This is a genomic window from Leucobacter chromiiresistens, from assembly GCF_001477055.1.
Classification (GTDB): Bacteria; Actinomycetota; Actinomycetes; order Actinomycetales; family Microbacteriaceae; genus Leucobacter; species Leucobacter chromiiresistens_A.
Window position 1 is genome coordinate 1 of sequence record NZ_LDRK01000011.1, and the last position, 20,623, is coordinate 20,623.

Annotated in this window: 23 protein-coding genes; 7 read left to right on the forward strand and 16 right to left on the reverse strand. The window is 72.9% G+C overall.

The features are described from left to right. On the forward strand, window positions 1-681 hold a 681-nt coding region (locus tag NS354_RS02155; protein WP_206542589.1), incomplete at its 5' end, for a DUF4190 domain-containing protein. Between the two features lie 107 nt (window positions 682-788). Next, window positions 789-1,286 carry a large conductance mechanosensitive channel protein MscL gene (gene mscL, locus NS354_RS02160; RefSeq protein ID WP_058592976.1) on the forward strand — a complete coding sequence of 166 codons (498 nt, stop codon included), beginning with the start codon at window positions 789-791 and terminating at the stop codon, window positions 1,284-1,286. Between the two features lie 69 nt (window positions 1,287-1,355). Here mscL and NS354_RS02165 read toward each other — a convergent pair whose 3' ends face one another. The 6 genes from NS354_RS02165 to NS354_RS02190 all read right to left on the reverse strand — a co-directional run bounded on the left by NS354_RS02165 (window position 1,356) and on the right by NS354_RS02190 (window position 5,961). Further along, a complete protein-coding gene (locus NS354_RS02165) occupies window positions 1,356-2,762 on the reverse strand; it encodes a dipeptidase (RefSeq protein ID WP_058593012.1) in 1,407 nt (468 codons plus the stop codon). A gap of 64 nt (window positions 2,763-2,826) precedes the next feature. Then, complete coding sequence (locus NS354_RS02170; protein WP_193750687.1) at window positions 2,827-3,915, reverse strand: YihY/virulence factor BrkB family protein; 1,089 nt, start codon at window positions 3,913-3,915, stop codon at window positions 2,827-2,829. A 76-nt stretch (window positions 3,916-3,991) separates the two neighbouring features. Further along, window positions 3,992-4,504, reverse strand: coding sequence for a mycothiol transferase (locus NS354_RS02175; protein WP_058592977.1), 513 nt, complete (start codon window positions 4,502-4,504; stop codon window positions 3,992-3,994). A gap of 4 nt (window positions 4,505-4,508) precedes the next feature. Beyond that, on the reverse strand, window positions 4,509-4,856 hold the full coding sequence (locus NS354_RS02180) for a hypothetical protein (protein ID WP_058592978.1): 348 nt from the start codon (window positions 4,854-4,856) through the stop codon (window positions 4,509-4,511). A gap of 133 nt (window positions 4,857-4,989) precedes the next feature. Continuing rightward, window positions 4,990-5,529, reverse strand: coding sequence for a hypothetical protein (locus tag NS354_RS02185; protein ID WP_153002082.1), 540 nt, complete (start codon window positions 5,527-5,529; stop codon window positions 4,990-4,992). Between the two features lie 15 nt (window positions 5,530-5,544). After that, window positions 5,545-5,961: a DUF4383 domain-containing protein gene (locus NS354_RS02190; protein ID WP_058592980.1), complete on the reverse strand. Its 417-nt coding sequence runs from the start codon at window positions 5,959-5,961 to the stop codon at window positions 5,545-5,547. 213 nt (window positions 5,962-6,174) lie between these two features. Here NS354_RS02190 and NS354_RS02195 point away from each other — a divergent pair, with 213 nt between their 5' ends. The 3 genes from NS354_RS02195 to NS354_RS02205 are packed head-to-tail and all read left to right on the forward strand — an operon-like array spanning window position 6,175 to window position 9,402. Beyond that, a complete protein-coding gene (locus NS354_RS02195; RefSeq protein WP_058592981.1) occupies window positions 6,175-7,410 on the forward strand; it encodes a type III polyketide synthase in 1,236 nt (411 codons plus the stop codon). Then, window positions 7,400-8,185, forward strand: coding sequence for a methyltransferase domain-containing protein (locus NS354_RS02200; RefSeq protein ID WP_082677853.1), 786 nt, complete (start codon window positions 7,400-7,402; stop codon window positions 8,183-8,185). The genes NS354_RS02195 and NS354_RS02200 overlap by 11 nt, the downstream gene beginning before the upstream one ends. Further along, the gene (locus NS354_RS02205) at window positions 8,182-9,402 is read left to right on the forward strand and encodes an FAD-dependent oxidoreductase (RefSeq protein ID WP_058592982.1); all 1,221 of its coding nucleotides are present in this window, start codon (window positions 8,182-8,184) and stop codon (window positions 9,400-9,402) included. Before NS354_RS02200 ends, NS354_RS02205 begins: the two co-directional genes overlap by 4 nt. Window positions 9,403-9,432: 30 nt before the next feature. Here the strand turns inward: NS354_RS02205 and NS354_RS02210 are convergent, their stop codons facing one another. Genes NS354_RS02210 through NS354_RS02220 form a run of 3 tightly spaced genes read right to left on the reverse strand, consistent with a single transcriptional unit; the run spans window position 9,433 to window position 12,079 of the window. After that, window positions 9,433-10,188, reverse strand: coding sequence for an ABC transporter ATP-binding protein (locus tag NS354_RS02210; RefSeq protein ID WP_058592983.1), 756 nt, complete (start codon window positions 10,186-10,188; stop codon window positions 9,433-9,435). Continuing rightward, entirely contained in the window at window positions 10,185-11,033 is an 849-nt protein-coding gene (locus NS354_RS02215; RefSeq protein WP_058592984.1) for an ABC transporter permease, read from the reverse strand. Before NS354_RS02215 ends, NS354_RS02210 begins: the two co-directional genes overlap by 4 nt. Continuing rightward, complete coding sequence (locus tag NS354_RS02220) at window positions 11,030-12,079, reverse strand: ABC transporter substrate-binding protein (protein ID WP_058592985.1); 1,050 nt, start codon at window positions 12,077-12,079, stop codon at window positions 11,030-11,032. The genes NS354_RS02215 and NS354_RS02220 overlap by 4 nt, the downstream gene beginning before the upstream one ends. A gap of 199 nt (window positions 12,080-12,278) precedes the next feature. Between NS354_RS02220 and NS354_RS02225 the strand changes: the two genes are divergently transcribed. Together NS354_RS02225 and NS354_RS02230 are read left to right on the forward strand one after the other, a co-directional pair. Next, the gene (locus tag NS354_RS02225; protein WP_241490304.1) at window positions 12,279-13,079 is read left to right on the forward strand and encodes a Ykof family thiamine-binding protein; all 801 of its coding nucleotides are present in this window, start codon (window positions 12,279-12,281) and stop codon (window positions 13,077-13,079) included. Further along, window positions 13,076-14,392, forward strand: coding sequence for an NtaA/DmoA family FMN-dependent monooxygenase (locus NS354_RS02230; RefSeq protein ID WP_153002083.1), 1,317 nt, complete (start codon window positions 13,076-13,078; stop codon window positions 14,390-14,392). The genes NS354_RS02225 and NS354_RS02230 overlap by 4 nt, the downstream gene beginning before the upstream one ends. Before the next feature lie 256 nt (window positions 14,393-14,648). Here NS354_RS02230 and NS354_RS02235 read toward each other — a convergent pair whose 3' ends face one another. The 7 genes from NS354_RS02235 to NS354_RS02265 all read right to left on the reverse strand — a co-directional run bounded on the left by NS354_RS02235 (window position 14,649) and on the right by NS354_RS02265 (window position 20,611). Then, the gene (locus tag NS354_RS02235; RefSeq protein ID WP_058592986.1) at window positions 14,649-15,614 is read right to left on the reverse strand and encodes a MurR/RpiR family transcriptional regulator; all 966 of its coding nucleotides are present in this window, start codon (window positions 15,612-15,614) and stop codon (window positions 14,649-14,651) included. Further along, window positions 15,611-16,435, reverse strand: coding sequence for a phosphonate ABC transporter, permease protein PhnE (phnE, locus tag NS354_RS02240; RefSeq protein WP_058592987.1), 825 nt, complete (start codon window positions 16,433-16,435; stop codon window positions 15,611-15,613). The genes NS354_RS02235 and phnE overlap by 4 nt, the downstream gene beginning before the upstream one ends. After that, window positions 16,432-17,268, reverse strand: a complete 837-nt coding sequence (phnC, locus tag NS354_RS02245; RefSeq protein WP_058592988.1) for a phosphonate ABC transporter ATP-binding protein — start codon at window positions 17,266-17,268, stop codon at window positions 16,432-16,434. Before phnC ends, phnE begins: the two co-directional genes overlap by 4 nt. Window positions 17,269-17,282: 14 nt before the next feature. Next, entirely contained in the window at window positions 17,283-18,296 is a 1,014-nt protein-coding gene (phnD, locus tag NS354_RS02250; protein ID WP_058592989.1) for a phosphate/phosphite/phosphonate ABC transporter substrate-binding protein, read from the reverse strand. 8 nt (window positions 18,297-18,304) lie between these two features. Then, a complete protein-coding gene (locus NS354_RS02255; RefSeq protein WP_153002084.1) occupies window positions 18,305-19,012 on the reverse strand; it encodes an HAD family hydrolase in 708 nt (235 codons plus the stop codon). An 83-nt stretch (window positions 19,013-19,095) separates the two neighbouring features. Further along, window positions 19,096-19,770, reverse strand: a complete 675-nt coding sequence (locus NS354_RS02260) for a hypothetical protein (protein ID WP_058592991.1) — start codon at window positions 19,768-19,770, stop codon at window positions 19,096-19,098. A gap of 43 nt (window positions 19,771-19,813) precedes the next feature. After that, complete coding sequence (locus tag NS354_RS02265; RefSeq protein WP_058592992.1) at window positions 19,814-20,611, reverse strand: glycerophosphodiester phosphodiesterase family protein; 798 nt, start codon at window positions 20,609-20,611, stop codon at window positions 19,814-19,816. Window positions 20,612-20,623 lie beyond the last annotated feature (12 nt).

Here is a 20,623-nt window from a genome sequence, read left to right on the forward strand (position 1 = left end):
GGCGGATATCCGCCCGTGCAGCCGAAGGGCCTTGCGATCGCGGCGCTCATCGTGGGCATCGCGAGCCTCGTCTTCTTCTGGTTCTGGATCCTCGGCCTGCTGGGCGGCATCGCCGCCGTGATCCTCGGCATCCTCGCGCTGAGGAAGCGTCAGTCGAAGGGCATGTCGCTCACCGGCATCATCACCGGCGGCGTCGCCGTGCTCGCCTCGATCGGCGTGCTCATCTTCTCGCTCTTCGTGCTGGGCTCCGTGATGAACGCGGCGGGCGGAGCGATGAGCGACTTCGACCAGCTGACCGAGGAGCTCGAGACGGCGACGCCCTCCCCGGCCCCGAGCGACAGCCCGTCCGAACTCTCCTCCGAGGGCGCGTCCGACGGCGCCTCCGCGGGCGCCTCCGAGGGCGCGTCGGATGCGAGCGGCGACGACACCGCCGGCACCGGCGAGCGGTCGGCGGAGTTCTGCGCCGCGCTGACCTCCTTCTCCAACAGCGGCATGTCGACGGAGCTGACCGATGAGGTACTCGCCTCGCTGAAGTCGCTCGCCGACATCGAGAGCCCGAACCAGTCCGTGTACCAGCGCTTCTACGAGTACGCGCAGGATCCGCTGAGCGTCGACGACAGCAGCACGCTGATCAGCGACTACTTCGACGCCGTGAGCGACGACGCGATGGCCTGCGTCTGACCCGCAGTCGAATCACGGGGCCCTGCGCGACATAGTTCGCGCAGGGCCCCGTTTCGTCTCCGGGAATTGCTAACGTGGAAGCTCAGTCGCGAAGAGGGAGAGCACACATGCTGAGTGGATTCAAGGCGTTCATCCTGCGGGGGAACGTGATCGAGCTCGCGGTCGCCGTCGTGATCGGCGCCGCGTTCAACGCCGTGGTGCAGCGCATCGTCGATTCGCTCATCAACCCGATCGTCGGCCAGGCGTTCGACGCCGACTCGCTCGACGGGGCGCTGGTCGTCGCTCTGCCGCGCGGCGGAGAGATCGCGTTCGGCGCGGTGATCGGCGCGATCATCAACTTCGTCATCGTCGCAGCCGTCGTGTACTTCGTCTTCGTGCTCCCGATGAACAAGCTCCGGCCGAAGGTGGCCGAGGCGCCGACCGGGCCGAGCGATGTCGATCTGCTCGGCGAGATCCGCGACCTGCTCCGCGCGCAGGCCGCGCAGGAGCCCGGCGCATCGCCGACCGCCCCCGAGGGGCCCGCGGCTCCCGCCGCTCCGACGACCGGCGATCCGGCGTCGAGCGACCCGGGCGCGACGCCTCCGCCCCCCGCGCACAAGCACTGACGGGAGCGCCCTCGTGGGCGCGCGGTGACGCGTGCGCCCACGAGGGCCGAGGTCGGGCGGAGCGGTGCGTCAGCCCGCCCGGCGATCGAGTCGCGCGAGGAACAGAGCCTCGGCGAGCAGCGCCTTGCGGAACGACTCCAGGTGGAGCGATTCGTTCGGGCTGTGGGCGCGCCCGTCGGGATCCTCGACGCCCGTGACGAGGATCTGCGCCCCGGGGAACTCGTCGACGAGATCGGCGATGAACGGGATCGATCCCCCGACCCCGATATCGACCGGCTGCCGCTCCCACGCATCGGCCATCGCGCCGCGCACCTCGGCCACCGCCCACCCGCTCGTGTCGACCTGGAACGCCTGCCCGAGGCCCGGCTCCTCCACGGTGACGCGCGCACCGAACGGCGCGTGATCCTGCAGGTGCTGCGCGAGCGCAGCGTACGCCGCCTCGGGATTCTGCCCGGGCGCGATGCGCGCGCTCAGACGCACCCGCACGGCGGGGATGAGCGTGTTCGACGCGTTCGCGATGTCAGGGGCGTCGATACCGGTGATCGAGATCGCGGGCTGCGCCCAGAGGCGCGAGAGGATCGGGCCTCGCCCCACCGAGCGCACGCCGTCGAGCAGCCCGGTCTCAGCGCGGAGGCGCTCCTCGTCGTACTCGGGAACCTCCATCTCGGCCGACCCGAAGCCCTCGACCGCCACGGCGCCGTTCGCGTCCCAGAGCGTGTCGAGCAGCCGCACGGCGGCGAGCATCGCGTCGGGCACCGCGCCCCCGAACATGCCGGAGTGCGAGGCCCGATCGAGCGTCTGCACGCGCACGTTGCACGCGACCGCGCCCCGCAGCGCCACGGTCAGCGCCGGCGTCTGCTCGTCCCAGTTGCTCGAGTCGGCGACGATGATCGCGTCTGCGGCGAGCACCTCCCGGTTCTCGCGCAGGAAATTGCCGAAGGACTGCGACGCCCACTCCTCCTCGCCCTCGATGAAGAGCGCGATGCCGAGGTCGAGCTCGCGCCCCTGCGCCTCGGCGGCGGCGACGAGCGCACGGATGGCGCCGATGTGCGCCATGATCCCGGCCTTGTCGTCTGCGGCGCCCCGGCCGTAGAGGCGCCCGTTCCGGAGCGTCGGCTCGAACGGCGCGGACTCCCAGTCGTCGTCATTGCCAGGCGGCTGCACGTCGTGGTGCGCGTACAGCAGCACGGTGGGACGGCCCGCGCGCGCCTCCCGCCGGGCGACGACGGCGGGATGGCCCAGCTCGTCTCCGCCCTCGATCGGGGCGCGGCGCACCTCGACGACGTCGAAGATGCCGATACCGCGCAGCAGCTCCGCGACGGCGTCGGCGCTCGCAGCGACGTGCGCCGGGTCGAACGCCGGCCATGACACCGACGGGATGCGCACGAGACGTTGCAGGTCGTCGAGCGTGCGCTCGTGCCCGTTCTGCGCGGCGTCGCGGAGCGCCGCCTCGAATGTCTGCTGCTCGTCGGTCACGTGCGCCTGCCTTCCCTGAATGCGAACGGTCTCTCGGTCCGCCGAAGCAGCCGATCCGACCACCCTATCCGTCGGACTTCTCGCGCTCCTCCTGCTCCGCCTGCTGAGCCGCTCGCAGTTCCCGCGTCGCCGCGTGCACGAGCTCCTCGGCGCGCAGGCGGCGGTGCTGCACGAGCGTCTCGGCGCCGAACTTCTCGCGGAGCCGGTCGCGGGACTCCGCCGTCGCCGTGATGATGAAGCTGCTCGCGATGAGGATCACCTGCGACGACAGGTTGATCCACAGCAGCAGGGCGATCAGCGTCGCGAAGGAGGCGAGCAGCGGATTCGAGGTCGCGCCCCGCACGAACAGCCCGGAGAGCTCCTGCAGCACGACCAGGCCGACGCCGCCGAGCAGCGCACCGCTCCAGAGGGCCTTCGCGGGAGCGCGCACGCCGGAGAGCACGCGGAACACGAGCGCGATGGCGACCGCGTCGATGATGAAGACGATCACGATGCCGAAGACGCGCGTGGCCCACTCCGTCACCGGCCCCTCGCCGATGCCCAGCCACCCGAGCAGCGACGAGATGCCGACGGAGCCCACGACACTCGCGATCGCCGCGACGGCGAGCAGCCCCCCGAACACCACGGCCACCAGCAGGTTCCGCAGGATCACCCAGACGATGAACACGTCGTCGTGCACCTCGTCGGCCAGCGTGCGCAGCGCGATCCGCAGACTGCCGATCGCGCTGATCGCCGCTCCGACGAGGCCGAGGAGCGAGATGGCTCCCACCACCGTGAAGCCGGTCGGCTGATCGAGTGCGCTCGGATCGACGATCTCGCCGATCCCCGGGATCACCTGGTCGAGCGTGCGCGTGAGCGTGCCCATCGCCTCCGGGTTCGAGCCGAGCCAGAGCGCGGCGAGGGAGAACCCGAGCAGAATGCCGGCGAACACGCTGAACAGCGCGCGGTAGGTGAGGCTGTCGGCGAGCATCGGGCCGCGATGCTCGCTGTAGCGCAGGTAGGCGCGCACCACGCGCAGGCGCAGCGCCCACGCGATCGCGCGCGGCACGATTCCGCGATGCCCGCCCGCGCCCGGCACGGGGTCTCCGCTCGCAGCAGCAGCCCCGCCCGTCGGTCCTTCCGATTCCGAGACGTTCTCGGTGTGCGCGCTCATCAAGCTCCCTTCGACGCCCCGCTCGGTGCGTCCTGTCGGTGCCGGGAAGCGGCGCTGCCCGGCCGAGTTGTCGTGCCTATTCGAACGCGTCCGCGCCCAGCCCGGCCACGTAGGCGGCCTGGCCCACGTGCGCCACGGCGTCGGCGGAGACGCTGACGAGTCTCGAGGCCCGCGTCACGGGCGGATCCCACGACTCGTCGATCACCTCGTCGAGCGCCATGTCGTCGAGCCCCGCCAGGTAGGCGAGCTGAGCGTCGACGGCAGCCCGCAGGTGCTCGATCAGCAGATCGGCGTCGTCGCAGACCACGCCGCGCGCCTCGTCGGGGCCGTCGCCGTACCCGATGCTCGACGCGGGTCGGTCGAAGTCGAACCTCCCCGCGAAGCCCTGCGCCGTCCACACGGGCTCCCCGCCCGAGAGATCGGCGATCTGCGCGTCGATCTCGCGCGCCGCGTGCCAGAGCAGCCAGGCGATCGAGTTGTCGTGGTGGGGGTGGGCGTTCAGCAGTTCGGGGACGAGCTTCGGCCTGAGCGCCTCGGCGGCGTCCAGGGGACGCCGGGCGAGGTCTGAGAGCGCTTCCGTCGCACGCACGCGTCTATCGGCCATCGGTCGGTTCGCCGGGGCGGCCCAGGGTGCTCGGGTCGTCGGGGGTGCCAGAGGCGTCGGAGGCGGCCGGATCGGCCGGGGTGCCACCGTGCAGCGGCTCGGAGGGGCCGGCGAGATTGGCCGGGCCGCCCGGATTGGACGCCGCGACCCCTCCCGATCCGAGCGCCTCACCGCCGCCCGCGGCCGAAGTCTCCGCTGCCGCCGCGTTGCGGCGCTTGCGCATGGCCGCGAAGATCATCAGGGCGACGGCGAGCACGATGACGACCGCCGCTCCGATGATCCACGGCAGCAGGCTCTGTCCGCCCGTGCTGGCCAGCTCGTCTGGGGAATGCAGCATCAGATTCTCCTTCCGGCCCCGCGGCGCACGAGGCCCCTCACTTCCAGATTAGGGGTTCGCTGCGCACATCGGCGCTGCGAACCGGCGGTCGACCTCGGAGCCCGCCCCGCCGCGCGTTGCGGACCCCGGCGCCTCAGTGACCCGAGTGCAGCGTGCCGTGCGGCACGGCGAACTCCCCCGCCTCGCTCGCGGCGAGTGCCGGTGTGGCGATGGCCGCGACCAGCATCGCCTCGATCACGAGCGCGATCGTGAAACCCCCGGCGCGGCGGCGGATCGGCGAACTGACGGGGCCGCCCGCGGAGGCGACCGCGCGCGCGTCGGGGGTCTCACCGGGTGCAACCGCGGAGTCGGCGCGGAGGCGGCGCACCTCGAGCACGGCGGCGATCGCGATCGACCAGTGGAACACGAACAGGGCGAGGAAGGGGATCAGCGCGAGCGGGCCGGTGAGCAGGAGGAACCCCGACCCGGCAATGCCGACGGCGCCCCCGGCGATGGCGGCGCGCGGCGCGACGAGTCGGCCCGCGCGCAGCACGGCGAGCGCCCACACGAGCTCGACGGCGCCCGCGAGGCCGACGGGCACCGCGATCACCGGCGCGGCGCCCGCGGCGGTCGCGAACAGCACGAGGCCGGCCCCGAGCGAGGCCAGGGCCGGCCAGAGTGCTCTGATCATCATCAGAGAACGCCCATGTCAGACGGCGGGGCGAGTCGCGGGTGCGACCTGCTTGTCCGCAGCGATGGCGACCACCAGCAGCACCAGCGCGCTGCCGAGGTGGAGGATGTGGTCAGCGGTGTTCAGCGCCAGGATGTTCGCGGCCGTATCGGCGATGAAGAATCCGACGATGCCGAGCAGCAGGTAGACGGCGCCGACGGTGCCGTTGACGCCCTTGGCGGCGCGCACGTTGGCGAGGCCCGCGAGCAGCAGTGCGGCGCCGATCAGCAGGTGCGCGATGTTGTGCAGCGGGTTCACCTCGAAGATGCCGAGCAGCAGTCCGCCCTCGGTCGCCACGAACCCGACTCCTCCGGTGACTGCGAAACCGAGCAGACCGACCAAGACGTAGACCGCGCCGAAGATTACTCCGAGAATGCGATTAGGTGAGTTCTTCACGACGTTCTCCTTATATATCGATTGGAGGTGACGATGTCGGCACAGCGCATGCCACCGGGGTGTATTCAGTGTGAGGTCTTCGGAGCCGCCGGACCAGACGGTTGCGCTTCACAGGTCCTATGCAGTAAGTTCCCAGCTTCGAGGGCGCCGGGAAGCGGACCGGAGCGTGTCAACCCCCGCCGCGCAGCCGCGCGACGCAGATAGGTTTGCGTCATGGTCACCCAGATCCTCGGCATCGGCACAGCAGTTCCCCCCGCACGCCTGGCGCAGACGCGCACCCGCGACTTCTTCGCCGCCCAGCCCGGGGTCGACCGGCTCAGCGCGCGGCTGATCTCCGCCGCCTTCGACCAGTCGGCGATCGACACGCGCTACTCCGTGATCGGCGGTCTCGACTCTCAGGCGGGTGCCGCCGTCGCCTCCGACGTCTTCACGGAGGACGGCGAACGGCTGCTGACCCCGAGCACCGGTGACCGCAACCTGGTCTACCGGCGCGAAGCTCCGCCGCTCTCCGCAGCGGCCGCGCGCGACGCACTGCAACGCGCCGGGGTCGCGGCGGCCGACGTCACCCACGTGATCACGGCGTCGTGCACCGGCTTCTTCGCGCCCGGGCCCGACTACCTGCTCGTGCGAGAGCTCGGCATCCCGACCTCGGCCGAGCGCACCCATATCGGCTTCATGGGGTGCGCGGCGGCGTTCCCCGCGCTTCGGGCAGCGGCGCGCATCGGAGCGGCTCAGCCCGGGTCCGTGGTGCTCGTCGTCTGCACCGAACTCTGCTCGCTGCACATCCGCTCGTCCAACGATCCCGAGCAGATCGTGGCGTCCGCGGTGTTCGGCGACGGATCGGCCGCCGCCGTGGTGGCCTCGGACCCGATGCCGGCGCGCGCCGCCGCCCCGGCGCTCGAGGTCGGCGAGTTCTCGACCGCGCTGACCTCGGAGGGCGAGGAGGACATGGACTGGACGATCGGCGATCGCGGGTTCGAGATGCGGCTCACCGCGAACGTGCCCCGCATCATCGGGCGCGAGATCGCGTCGGTCGTCGCGCCGATGCTCGAGCGCGACGGCGCCGGTGTCGCCGACATCGACGCGTGGGCGGTGCACCCGGGCGGGCGCAGCGTGCTCGACCGGGTCGAATCGGGGCTCGACCTCCCCGAGCGCGCGATGCGGGAGTCGCGCGACGTGCTCCGCGAGTACGGCAACATGTCGAGCGCGACCATTCTCTTCATTCTCCAGCGCATCCTCGACGACGCATCCCTGCCCGACGGCGCGGCCGTGGCCGGTCTGTGCTTCGGCCCCGGCCTCACCGTCGAGACCGCCCGGTTCACCCGCGTCACCGCCGGCGCAGCACTCGCCGCGCCCGAGGAGAGCGACGCCGCCCGCGCGGCCGGCGTTCCCGTCGCGGCTGCGGCGAGCGCTCCGGCCACGAACTCGCTGTCGCACGGTGTCGCCTGAGTCGCCGGGGGCGGCGCGCGCCCGCACGCGGTTCGTATCGCTGGCCCGCCGCGACGAGCGGTTGACCGAGATCATGGACGACCCGGACTGCGACCCCGACCGCCTGCGTCGCACCCTGCAGGGCTTCGGTCTGGTGAATCGCGCGGTCGCGTCGTGGGGCCGGGTGTACCGCACGCATCTGCGGCCGGTGCTCGCCGCGGCGAGCGTCGAGAGCGGGCGTCGGGGTGCCGTGCGGGTGCTCGACGTGGGGTGCGGCGGCGGCGACGTGCTGCGCCGGATCGTGGCGTCGGCGGCCCGAGACGGGATCGCCGTGGAGGGGGTGGGGATCGATCCCGACCCGCGCGCGATCGCCGTCGCGACCGGGGCGCCGCGGGTGCCCGGTGTCGTGTATCGGCAGTGCTACTCCTCCGCCCTCGTCGCCCACGGCGAGCGCTTCGACGTCGTGCTCTCGAACCATCTGCTGCACCACCTCGCAGCCGACGAGCTGAGCGGTCTGCTCGCAGACTCCGAAGCGCTCGCGACCCGCCTCGCAGTCCACTCCGACATCGCGCGGAGCCGCCTGGCCTACGCCGCCTTCGCGATCGGCGCGGTGCCGGTGAGCCCCGGCACGCTGCTCCGCGTCGACGGCCTGCGCAGCATCCGGCGCAGTTACACGCCCGACGAGCTCGCGGCCGCCCTCCCCGCGGGGTGGCGGGCGGAGCGCGTCGGCCCCTTCCGGCTCCTCGCCGTGCAGCGTCGGAGCACCCCGCCCCGCGACGCGGCGAGGATTCGATGAGCGGCACCGTGAGCGCGTGCGACGTGCTCGTCGTCGGCGCGGGCCCGAGCGGCGCGCTCCTGGCTGCGGAGCTGGAGCGTCTCGGCGTCGAGGCCGTCGTGGTCGAGCAGCGCATGGACCCCTCCCCGGGCTCCCGCGCCATCGGACTCCATCCGCCCGTGCTCGCCGCGCTCGAGGCCGGCGGCGCGACGGAGCGCATTCTCGCGGAGGCCGCCCGGATTCCTCGGGGCATCGCCGTGGTGGAGGGGCGCGCCGTGGGCCAAGTGCGCTTCGACCGCCTGCCGCTGCGGTTCCCGTTCGTCGCATCCGTGCCTCAGGCGGTGACCGAGGCGGCCGTCTCGTTCGGCGGGCCCGACCCGGTGCGCGGCGTGCGCGTCGTCGCGGTGGAACCCGCTCCCGACGGGGTTCGGGTGCGCGCGGAGTCGGTCGACGGCTCGCCGCGCGAGTGGCTGGCGGGCACCGTCGTGGTCGCCACCGGGGCGTCGGGGCGGCGTCTCGTGAGCGGGCTCGTCTCCGGCCGCTCCCGCGCCTACCCCGACCGCTACCTCATGTGCGACCTCGCCGCGGCGCCCGGCCAGCCGAGCGGCACCGCGGTGATCACCCTGGGCGCGCACGGCGTCGCCGAGTCGTTCCCGCTGCCCGGAGGCGGGCGTCGCCTCGTGGCGCGCGAGGCGCCGGAGGGAGCAAAGGGAGCGAGCGCGAGCGGCGGGTCGGATGCGCAGCGGCTGGCGGAGGCCGTCGAGACCCGCATGCGAGCGCCCGAACTCGCGGCGATGGTGCGCGAGGCGCACCCGTTCGGCATCCGCCGCGCGCTGCTCGATCGCATGGTGATCGCGGGGTCGATCATCGCCATCGGCGATGCGGCGCACGAGGTGAGTCCGATCGGAGGCCAGGGCATGAATCTCGGCCTGCTCGACGCCGCGACACTGGCGCCGGTGCTCGCGCGGGCACGCCAGGGCCGTTTGCGGAGTGCAGGGGCCGCCCACGGGGCGCGCCCGTCTTCCGAGCACCGGGAGGCGCTCTCCCGGTGGGAGCGCGACCGGCTCGCATCCGCGCGCACCTCCGCCCGCATCGCGGGTCTCAACACGATGCTGGGTCGGCCCTGGCCGCGCACCACCGCGTCTCCGGCCGGCGCACTGCTCGGCGCGGCGCTGCGCACTCCGCTCGCCCGGCTGCCCGAGCGCGCGTACTCGATGGGTCTCGACCGGCGGGCGTGACCCCGCAGCTGCTCGAACGGCCGCCCGCGCTCAGCTCGGCGCGGAAGCGGCGCGCAGCAGCTCGTGCAGACGCGCTTCGAGCCGCGGCACCCGCGGATCGGTGAGGATGCCGTCCCCGCGCGGAATGTCGCGCGGCACCGCGACCTCCCGAATCTGGCCGCCCGCCGCCGACGGCAGCACGAGCACGCGGTCGGCCAGCCGCACCGCCTCGCGGATGTCGTGCGTGACGCACACGATCGTCCACCCCGCACTCGCCCACATGTCGAGCAGCCACCGCTGCAGCTCGTCGCGGGTGATCGCGTCGAGCGCCCCGAACGGCTCGTCGAGCAGCAGGATCGGCCGATCCTGCACCACCGCGCGCAGAAACGACACCCGCTGCCGCATGCCTCCCGACAGCTGCCGGGGGTATCGCCGCTCCGCGCCCGCCAGCCCGAACGGCTCGAGCAGCGCCGCGGCGCGCCGACGCGCCTCCCGGCGGGGCACCCCCTGCACCTCCAACCCGATCGCCGCGTTCCCGACGACGGTGCGCCACGGCAGGAGCGCGTCGCGCTGCGGCATGTAGGCGAAGGGCCGATCGCGCTGCGGCACGGGCGCCCCCGAGAACACGACCTCGCCGGCGTCGGGGCGCAGCGCACCGGTGAGCAGGGAGAGGAGCGTCGACTTGCCGCTCCCGCTCGCGCCGATGATCGCGACGACCTCGCCCGCTGCGACGTCGAACGAGACGGCCTCGAGCACCGCCCGGTCGCCGAGGCGCTTGCCGATGCCGCGCAGTTCGAGCAGGCTCACGCCGATCCTCCCCCGACCGAGTCGACGCGCCCCTGCTCGATGCGCAGCCACGGCGCAGCCCAGCGCTCGATGAGCACGACCGCTCCGAACAGGCACAGCGTGAGCACCGTGCTCACCCCCACCGCGGCGAGCACCAGATCGGTGCGGAAGACGTTCTTCGCCGACTGCATGTACACCCCGAGACCCGCCACCGCCCCCGCGTACTCGGCGAAGATCGCCCCCACCACGGCGTACGTGATCGAGATGCGCAGCGACGAGAAGAACGACGCGGTCGCCGCGGGGAGCCGGACGAGGCGGAAGACGGCCGCGCGCGACGCCCCCATCGAGGCGAGCAGGCGCTCGGCCTCGGGATCGGCCTCGGCGAAGCCGCGCAGCAGACCGACCACCATCGGGAAGTACGTGACGAACGCGACGAGCAGGATCTTCGGCAGCAGACCGAAGCCGAACCAGAGCACCACGAGCGGCGCGAGGGCGATGAGCGGCAGCGTCTGACTCACGATGAGCAGCGGCAGCAGGGCGGTGCGCAGGATCCTCGAGAAGTCGAGCAGGGTCGCCGTGGCGAACGCGAATGCGACCGACAGGGCGAACCCGGTGATCGTCGCGACGAGCGTCGGCACCGCGTGGCGCAGCAGAGCCTCGTGCTCGCCCGCCCCGGCGCCGACGACACGGACCGGTGAGGGAAGCACATCGGCGGGCACCGCACCCGACACGGCGACCGCCTGCCACAGCCCGAGGAGCACGAGGAGGGCGCTCGCCGGCGCTGCGACGGCGCCGACGAGCGCCGCCCGGTTGCGTCTCCGCGGCGCCGCGACGAGGCGGGGGCGGAGCTCGGCGGATGGGGTCACTCGAGGTACTCGTCGGTGTAGTACGCGCTCCAATCGGGCTCTTCCGCGAGCGGCTCGCCCGCCGCGTCGGTGAGGAAGCCGCCCGCGTGGAGAAAGCCGCCGAACGCGTCCCACGCCTCGGGGTCGGCGGCGCCGATCTCGCGATCCGGCGAGACGAAGTACTCGCTCGCGAGCAGCTCCGCGCTGCGGTGCACGAGGTCCTCGGCCGCGCCGAGCGTATCGGGATTGGCCTCGATGAGCAGGTCGGCCGCCGCCTCGGGCTGCTCGGCCGCATACGCGTAGCCGCGGGCGACCGCCTGCACGAACGCCCGCGCCTCCTCGGGGTGGGCGTCGAGGTACGCCTCGCTCGACACGATGCCCGTCGACTGCTGCTCGGGCACGCCGAAATCCTGGTAGCGGAACTCGCGGTAGGGGTGCCCGTCGAGCTCCGCCTGCAGGTTCTCCCAGGTCGCCACCGACAGCGTGAAGTCGATGCGCCCCTGCGACAGGGCCTCGTACGCCCCCGTGTCGAGCACGACCTCCTCGAACTCGCCCTCGCCCCCGTCGCCCGCGATCGTCGCCTGGGCGAGCGCGGTGTAGAGCGGCGACCCGAACCCGCCGAAGGTGGCGCCGTCGAGATCGGACGGGCGCTCGACGTCCGCGCGATCCGCCAGCGTCACGAGTCGGCCCGAATCGCGCTGGGTGACGCGATACACCGACACGAGGTCGAGGCCGGCGGTGCGCGCCACCTGCACGTTCGACTGCCCGCCGATGCCGAAATCGGCCTCGCCCGCCGAGACGAGCTGCGTCGCCGGGGTGGAGCCGTACGGGAGGATCTCGACGTCGAGGCCGGCCTCGTCGAAGTACCCCAGTTCCTCGGCGACGAACACGCCGATGTGGTTCGTGTTCGGCGCCCAGTCGAGTGCGAACGCGACCGGCGTCGCATCCCCGCTCCCTGCGCTCTCCGCGGCGCCGCCCGCGCAGCCGCCGAGCGCGAGCGCCGCCCCTGTCAGCGCCGCCGCCGTCACCGCGCGGGTCGTTCGGGTATGGAAATCGTGATGGCGCATGAATGCGTGCCCTTCCGTTGCGATCGGGCACGGGTTCGTAGAGTGTCTCCCTGCGCTGGCATGATCCAGATCAGGTATGACGGTCGAAAGCTGTGGACTTTCCTCTCAGCCCGGCCTACCGGACTCCCGTGTGGGCTTCACCCTAGCAACAATCGTTCACCCGCGACACGGGCCGCGACCGGTCGCCTAGGGTGGGGGCGTGACCACCGATACGCACCAGACGCCGCTGCCCGACACTCCCGGAGCACCCGGGGCGCCCGGGGCGCCAGCGGTCCCGACGCCCGAGCAGTACGGCGTCGGCGCGCGCTTCACCCTCTCGGTGTACGACTCCGACTACGTCCGCATCATCCTGCAGGCGCTCGACGCGGCCGACGCCACCGGTCTCGCCGTCGAGACGAACGACATCTCCACCTGCATCACCGGCGCGGAGCAGCGGGTGCTCGAATACCTGGAGCAGGTGATCGCGGGCGCCGCGCGCAGCGGAGCGCACCTCTCCGCCGCGATCCTGCTCTCCCGGGGCTGCCCCGGCGAGCTGCAGTGCGCGCTGCCGCCCGGCGTGGACGCCGTCGGGGCCGAGCCGATCCGGCTCCCCCGGAGCGGGGTGCGAGCGCGCGCGCACTGGTCGCTCTACCCCCTGCTCGACGCGCGAACGGCATCGTCTCCCGGCTCCGCCGCCGCTTCCGCCGCCCCAGGCGCCGGGGAGGCGCGCCCCGCCGACCACATGACGCCGATCTACGCGGCCATCGAGCAGGCGAAGGCTGCGGGCGTCTACTCCGGATCCGACCACTACGCGACCCGCCTCGACGGCGACCTCGCCGCAGTGCTGACGACCGCCGCGAACGCGTGGATCGGTGTGGGTGCAGTGATCCAGCACGTCGTCACGCACCTCACCGTGTCGATCAACAGCCCCTCCCTCGCGGGCGCCACGGGCGCCGCGGAAGCCTCGGACGCCACGGGCGCCGAGCACGCCGAGCACGCCGAGCCGGGTTCCCCCGAGTGACCGCGGCGCAGCGCAGCATCCACCTCGTCGGCATGGTCAACCCGCCGACGAGCCAGTACGCGGAGAACTGGCGCAACCCGCTGAGCCGAGCCGACTGGCTGAGCGGCGCGTTCCACGCCGACCTCGCCCGGACCCTCGAGCGCGGCTGCTTCGACATGATCTTCTTCGCCGACGCGCTCGCCGTACCCGAGGACGGGGCGGGCGACTACGCCACCACGCTGCGCACCGCCGGGAAGGGCGCCATCTATCTCGATCCGATCGCGAAGGCGGCCCTCGTCGCGGGAGCGACCTCGCGCATCGGCATCGGCGCGACCGTCTCGACGAGCTTCGTGCCCGCCTACGCGATCGCGCGGCAGCTGCTCTCAGTCGACCACCTGTCGGGCGGACGGGCCGCGTGGAACATCGTCACCTCGACGACCGACGCCGAGGCGCGCAACCTCGGGCAGGCGGGCATCGCGTCACCCGCCGAGCGCTATGACCGCGCCGACGAGGTCGTGCGCACCGTCGATGCGCTGTGGCGGTCGTGGGAGCCCGATGCGCTCGTCCACGATCGGGGGCGGGCCGTCTTCGCCGACGCCGCTCGCGTGCACCGCGTCGACGGGAGCCTCTCGCGCGGGCCGCTCACCCTGCCGCAGAGCCCCCAGGGGCGCCCCGTGCTCATGCAGGCGGGCTCATCGCCTCGCGGCCGAGCCTTCGCCGCTCGCTGGGCGGAGGTGGTCTTCGCGATCGGCGACTCCCCCGACGCCATGCGCGAGCTGCGTCAGGAGATCCGGGACCGCGCCCGCATCGACCACGGCCGAGACCCCGACGCGATCCGCGTGCTGCAGGGCGTGCAGCCGATCGTGGGCTGGACCGACGCCGAGGCCGATGCGAAACTCGCCGCGCTCGTCGCGCAGATCGACCTGCCGAGCGCGCTCGAGAAGCTCGCGCGGCTGCTGCACGCCGAGGCGCTCGACGCCGCAGCGCCCGCCGCGGAGGTGCTCGCCGCGCACCGCGGCGCCACGGGCAGCGTCGGCTTCGAGGACATGCTCGCGGCGGTGAGCGCGCGGCGCTCCTTCACCGTCGGCGACCTCGCCATCGAGCAGGCGCTCAACCAGCTGCACCCGCAGCTCGTGGGGTCGCCAGAGACGATCGCCGACGAGATGCAGCACCTCTTCGAGAGTGAGGCCGCCGACGGGTTCATCGTCATGCCGGCGCTCTACCATTCGTCATTCGAGGACTTCGTGAACGGCGTCGTGCCCGAGCTGCAGCGCCGCGGGATCTTCCGCCGCGCGTACCGGGGCGCGACGCTGCGCGAGCACCTCGCCGAGTAGGCGCATGCCGGATCGAGGGCGGGGCGCCGCCCCGCTTCCCCTCCCCTGGCGGGACCGGGCCCGCCGGCGCACATGTTTGTCGCCGATGCACCCCTCAAACGCCTGTGCGTCGGCGAAACAGTGGTGCACCGGCGGAGCGGGCGCGGCGCGAGCGGGCGCCTGCACCGGCGGAGCGGGCGGGCCGACCGCATCGGGCGCCCGGACGTGGCGGCGGGGTGCCGAGGCGGCGCGGCGCCCCGAGCGGGCGCGGCGCCGCTCACTCCTCCAGCGCGCCCGCGAGCACGGTGAGCACCGCGGCGCGGGCCTCGCGCCCGCGGTCGCCGCGCATCTCGACGAGCGCGTCGACGAGGTGCTCGGTGAGCAGCATCAGCACCGCGCGGGAGGTGTGGATGAGCTCGTCGTGGAACCTGCCGCCGACGGGCGGCACGACGAGGGCGACATCCGACTGCTGCTCGACCGCCGACCGCGCGAACGACGTGATCGCGAGCACCCGCGCCCCGCTCGCTCGAGCCGCACTCATCGCCTCGAGCGTCGCACGGTTCGCGCCGGATCCGGAGAAGACCACGCACACCGACCCCTCGCCGAGCTGACGGGCGGCGATCTGCTGCGCCATGGCGTCGGCGAACTGCTCCACCGGTCGGCCCGCAGAGGCGAGCCGCATCGCGAAGTCGAGGCCGAGCGGGCTCGACAGCCCGTTCGCCACGACGAGGAGCCGCTCGGCCGAGTCGAGCGCCCGTACGAAGGCCTCGACCGCCTCGGGCGTGAGCGCCGCCAGCGTGTCGTCGAGGCGGGCGGCGAGTCGCGCGATCCGCCCCCGGAGCGTGCCCAGGATCGTGGCATCGCCGAGCTCCCCGGCCGCAGCACCACCGCCGCCGTTCGCGGCGCCCTCAGCACCACCACCACCCGCGCCACCACCACCGGCACCACCAGCACCCGCACCACCGCCACCCGCTGCGGCGCTCTCGAGCGCGAGCTCCTGCACGAGCGCGACCCGCAGCTGCGGATACCCGTCGTACCCGAGCGACTGCGCCGCCCGGATGACCGTGGTGCGCCCCACCCCCACCCGTTCGGCGAGAGCTTGAGCCGTGCATGCGACCGCTCCGTCGCGATCGGCGGCGATGGCCTCGACGACGCGCCGCTCGGTGCGCTGCAGCGCCGGCGCCAGCGAGGCGATGCGCACGCTGGGCCGTGCGTCGGGGTGTCCCTGCCAGGTCGTGGTCATCCGGCTCCGTTCGTGATGCGGCGACGGATCGCCCCCGAGATCGCATCCATCAGCATCGTCGCGGCGATGACCACGATGAGCAGCATGCCGACGGTGTCCCACTGCCGATAGTTGGTGTAGTTCGACAGCATACTTCCGATGCCGCCCGCGCCCACGATGCCGAGGATGGCCGAGATGCGCACGTTGAGCTCGAGCGCGTACAGCCACTGGTTCGCGAACAGCGGCCACGCCTGCGGGAGCGCCGTGGCGCGGTTGATCTGGAATTGGGTGCCGCCGGCGGCTCGGCCCGCCTCCATGTAGCGATGGTCGGCGGCGTCGATCGCCTCGGAGACGAGCTTCACCACGACGCCGATGTTGAAGAGGAAGAGGGTGACCACGCCGGGCAGGGCGCCCACCCCCACCATTGCGACGAGCACGGTGGCGAACACCAGGTCGGGCACCGCGCGGTTGATGTTGTTGACGGTGCGCACGAGTGCGCGCGTGAGACGATTCGGGTTGGTGGGCGCTGCCGCCCAGAGGGTGAGCGGAATCGAGCAGAGCGCCGCCGCGACGGCGCCGACCAGCGCCATCTGCAGGGTCTCGAGCAGCGGAGCCCAGGTGCGGGGCAGGAACGCGAGGTTCGGCTGGGCGAGCTGCACGAGCTTCGTTACACCGTTGCGCCAGTGCTGCACGATGGCGGCGAGGTCGAGTTCGATCCCGCCGATCGACGGGAGGCACGTCGCGACGGTGAACGCGGCGACCGCTGCCGAGACCAGCACCGTGCGCAGCGTGTTGCGCGGCTTCGGCGGCACGTCGAGCCGGGTCGGGATCGCGGCGCTCATGCTCCGGCTCCGAGGCGGTCGCGCGGCTGGATGGGACGCCCGTAGATCTGCTCGAAGTCGGCGTCGGTGGCGGCCGCCGCCGGTCCGTCGTACACCACGCGCCCGTCGCGCAAGCCGATCATGCGGCGCGTGTACTGGCGCGCGAGGTCCATCAGGTGGATGTTCACGAGCACCGTCAGCCCGTGCTCCGCGTTGATGCGCTCGAGGTCGGCCATCACGGCGTGGGCGGTGGGCGGGTCGAGACTCGCGACGGGCTCGTCGGCGAGCATGACGCTGGGCTCCTGCGACAGGGCCCGGGCGATGGCGACGCGCTGCTTCTGGCCGCCTGAGAGCGCGCCCGCGCGGTGCCACACCTTGTCGAGGATGCCGACGGAGTCGAGCGCCCGGAGTGCGATCTCGCGGTCCTCGGCGCTCGGCAGACCGAGCAGGGTGCGGAAGGCCGGGGAGTGCGCGAACCGGCCGACCAGGGTGTTGCGGTAGACACTCGCGCGCTCGGCGAGGTTGAAGGCCTGGAAGATCATGCCGATGTGGCCGCGCGCCTCGCGCAGGGCGCCGCCGCGCAGGCCGGAGACGCGATACGGGCCGACGGTCGCGCTGCCCCCGGTCACGGCGACGAGGCCGTTGATGGTGCGGATGAGGGTCGACTTGCCCGATCCGGAGAGTCCCACGATCGAGACCATCTCGCCCGGTTCGATCTGTAGCGTGACCTCGTGCAGGGCGCGGGTGCCGTTGGGGTAGGTGACCGAGACGCGGTCGAGGGCGATGCCCCACGAGGCGGCGTGCGGCGCGTGCCGCTCGCTCGCCTCGTGGCGCCCGTCGTGTGAGAGTGACATGGTTTCCGCGCGGATCAGTGGGAGAACTCGCCCAGGATCTCGCCGTAGCGCGCGATCTCCTCGTCGGCCGTCTCGGCGGTCCAGCCCGAGAGCCCGACGAGGTCGAACATCACGGTCGCGGCCTCGTCCGAGGAGCCGGCGTAGTCGGCCATGAGCTCGGTGAGCTGTGCGACGAGATCGTCGGGCAGCGTCGGGGCGACGGCGACGCCGCCGTTCGGGATCATCTCGGTGTAGGCGAACGCCGTGACCTTCTCGGCGACGTCGGGCGCCTCTGCGGTGACGGTGGTGCGCGCGTCCCAGTACCCGAAGCTCACCTCGGCGTCGCCGTTCGCGACCGCGAGCACCGCGTTGTTGTTGCCCTCGACCGGCACCTGCTCGATGTCGGCGTCGGTGTCGATGCCGGCGTCGCGCATGGCGACCACGGGGTACTGGTAGCCGGCGGGCGAGGTGGCCGCCTGCAGCGCGACCTTCGTGCCCGCGTCGATCTTCTCGAGCGCGTCGATGCCCGCGGGGCCGGATCCGGTCGCCTCGGCGCCCGCCTCCTCGATGCCGTTGCAGTACGACAGCTCGATGTCGCTCGCGGCGTACGTCGCCATGACCGGTTCGTCGGCGCAGTACTTGTCGGGGTTGTTCGTGTAGGCGACCGCCGCGTACGAGGTGGCGCCGAAGCGCACGTCGCGCAGCACGAGCTCGGCGTCGTACTGCTCGATCGCGTTGTAGAGCGAGCCGGCGTCGGTGATGACGACCTGGGCCTGGTCGGCGCCGAGCGCTTCGACGGTCGCGGCGTAGTCGCTCGCGACGACGCCCTCGACCTCGATGCCGAGGCCCTCGGAGAGGTAGGCGGTGAGCGGATCGAGCGCCTCGGCGAGGTCTTCGCCCTCGACCGAGGGGACGAGGGAGAGGGTGATGGAGTCGGGCCAGGCCTGCGCATCGTCGGCGGAGGTCGCCGACGAGTCGGTGGCGCTGCAGCCGGCGAGACCGAGCGCGGCGACGGTGAGGGCGCCTACTGCGAGAGCGGATGAACGCATGGGTGTGGTTACCTTTCGATGCCGGATCCCGCGCCGAGCGGCGCGGAGGTGCTGGATGCCGCGGTCGCGGCCCAGGTCTGGATGCCCGGGACGAGGTCGGCGAGCGAGCGCCCGCGCATCGTCACCGGAGCCGGGGAGGCCGCGGCGGTCGCGCCGACGAGCGCCGTGTCGGCGCCGCGCGCTGCGGCCGGTGCGAGATCGAACGCGTAGATGTCGCCGATCGCGAGCACGGGGCCGTCCGCGATGAGGCGGTCGATGAGGGGTTCGAGTCCTGCCGGCTTGCCGACGGTGAAGTGGAGCTCGTCGAAGCGCGCCCGCACGCCCCACGCGTCGAGCACGGCGTCGACGCCGGTCTCGGGAGCGTTGGTGGCGAGCACGAGGCGGGCGGATCGGCCGAGCGCTTCGAGCGCGGCGTCGAGGCCGTCGATGGTGTGCACGACCGCGAGGTCGGTGCCGAGCCGGGCGCGGCTGCGCGCGTAGGCCGTGCGGAGGGCGTCGGCGCTCGCACCTGCGGCTTCGCCGAGCGATCCGACGATGTCGTAGCCGTCGCGGTACGCGCTCTCGCCGGAGTCGTACCGCGCGAGCTCGGCGTCGACGCGTGCGACGAAGTCGGATCCCACCGGCGCGGCCTCCGCGACGCATGCGGCGTAGGCGCGGACGGGGCCGTGGCCGATGGCCAGGGTGCCGTCGAAGTCGAAGACGATGCTCGGTGCCATGTGCGCTCCCCGCGGTTGTGGACGATGCATCCAAAGCTAGGGCGCGAAATGGACGAAACGTCTATCGCAGGGTGAACACCCGGTTACGGGTCGACGACAGCATTCCAACGCGGCGCGGGCTGCGCCTCGAAATCGGCGAGCAGCGCATCGGCATCGCCCGCGAAGGGGAACGCCGTGACGAGCTGCAGAGGCGCCGTGGTCTCCGCCCGCTCAGCTGGAGCGATGCCGTACACCAGCGCCGGTGCGGCATCGCGATCTCCGCACTGCACGAGCACGACCCGGCTGCACCGCACCGCGTCCGCGCCGCTTCCGCGCAGCTCGGCCTCCCCCACCCGAGCCTCCTGCGGCGGGCGTCGCAGGTGCGGGAGGGCGGCGTCGGTGACGCGCTGCAGCGGCGTGGAGCCGGGGCCCTCGGCGTCCGCACCGCGGGCGAGGTGGAACGCGTCGGCCGGGCGGCCGAGCGCGCGCGCCAGATCGCCCTGCTGCCAGCGATCGCGCTTGAACCCGAACGGCGTCGGCACCTCCGAGAACCAGTACCCGTACACGTGGATCAGGCCCGCGTTGCCGACCGGGAACTCGGCCGCGACTCCGGCCGCCGCGTGCAGCGCGTCGAAGATCCGCGCGTCGAACGAGGGAACGCGGGTGTGCTCGTCGATCACGGTCGATGCGCCCCAGAGCGCGAGCCACCCCGCTGCCGCGTCTTCTCGGGCGCAGCCGAGCACGAAGTCGAAGTCGGGGCTCCCCAGTGCATCGTTCACCCGTCGATGATGCCACGGGGGCCGCCCCCGGCCCGGCACCGGGCTAGGGCCGCAGCGTCGCGAGCGCGAGATCGGTGCGGTCGGTGACGACGCCGTCGACGCCCATCGCGGTCAGCTCGCGCATGCGGTCGGCGTCGTTGACCGTCCAGACGTGCACTTCGACCCCGTTCGCGTGCGCCGCGGCGACGAGCCTCGGGGTGAGCACCCGGATGCGCCCCTGCCGCTCCGGAATCTGCAGTGCATCGAGACCGGCGAGCGCGCGTCGAACCGCGCGCCGCGATCCGGTGGCCGATGCGAGCAGCACCCGCACCAGCGCGCCCCGGCCCGGCGAGGTCGCGGGCAGGATCGCGGGCCGCTCCCCCGCCGCCGCAGCGAAGGCTGTGCGCCGGAGGGAGTCGGAGAAGCTCGTCACGAGCACCCGCGCCCCGTGCCGCGCCACGATGCGCCCGAGCGGGGCGGCGACGGCGCGCGATTTGACGTCGATGTTCCAGCGCGCCCGCGGATACTCCGCGAGGGCCTCCTCGAGGGTCAGCAGCCCGCCGCGCTCGGCGAAGATCCGCGCGAGCTCCACGCGATCCACCGCGCCGATCTCGCGGGGGTCGCCCGTCACCCGCGAGAGGTCGGCGTCGTGCGCGAGCACCACCGCGCCGTCGCGCGTCAGGTGGCAGTCGGTCTCGAGGATGTCGGCGCCTGCGGCGAGCGCCGCCGTGAACGCCGCCCGGGTGTTCTCCGCGACGCCGCGCTGGGCGAGTTCGTCGGAGACGAAGCCCCGGTGCGCGATGACGCGCGGCCGTGACGCGTCTGCGAGGTAGGGGTGCGGATCGCGCGGGTGCGGGGTCATGCGATCACGTTA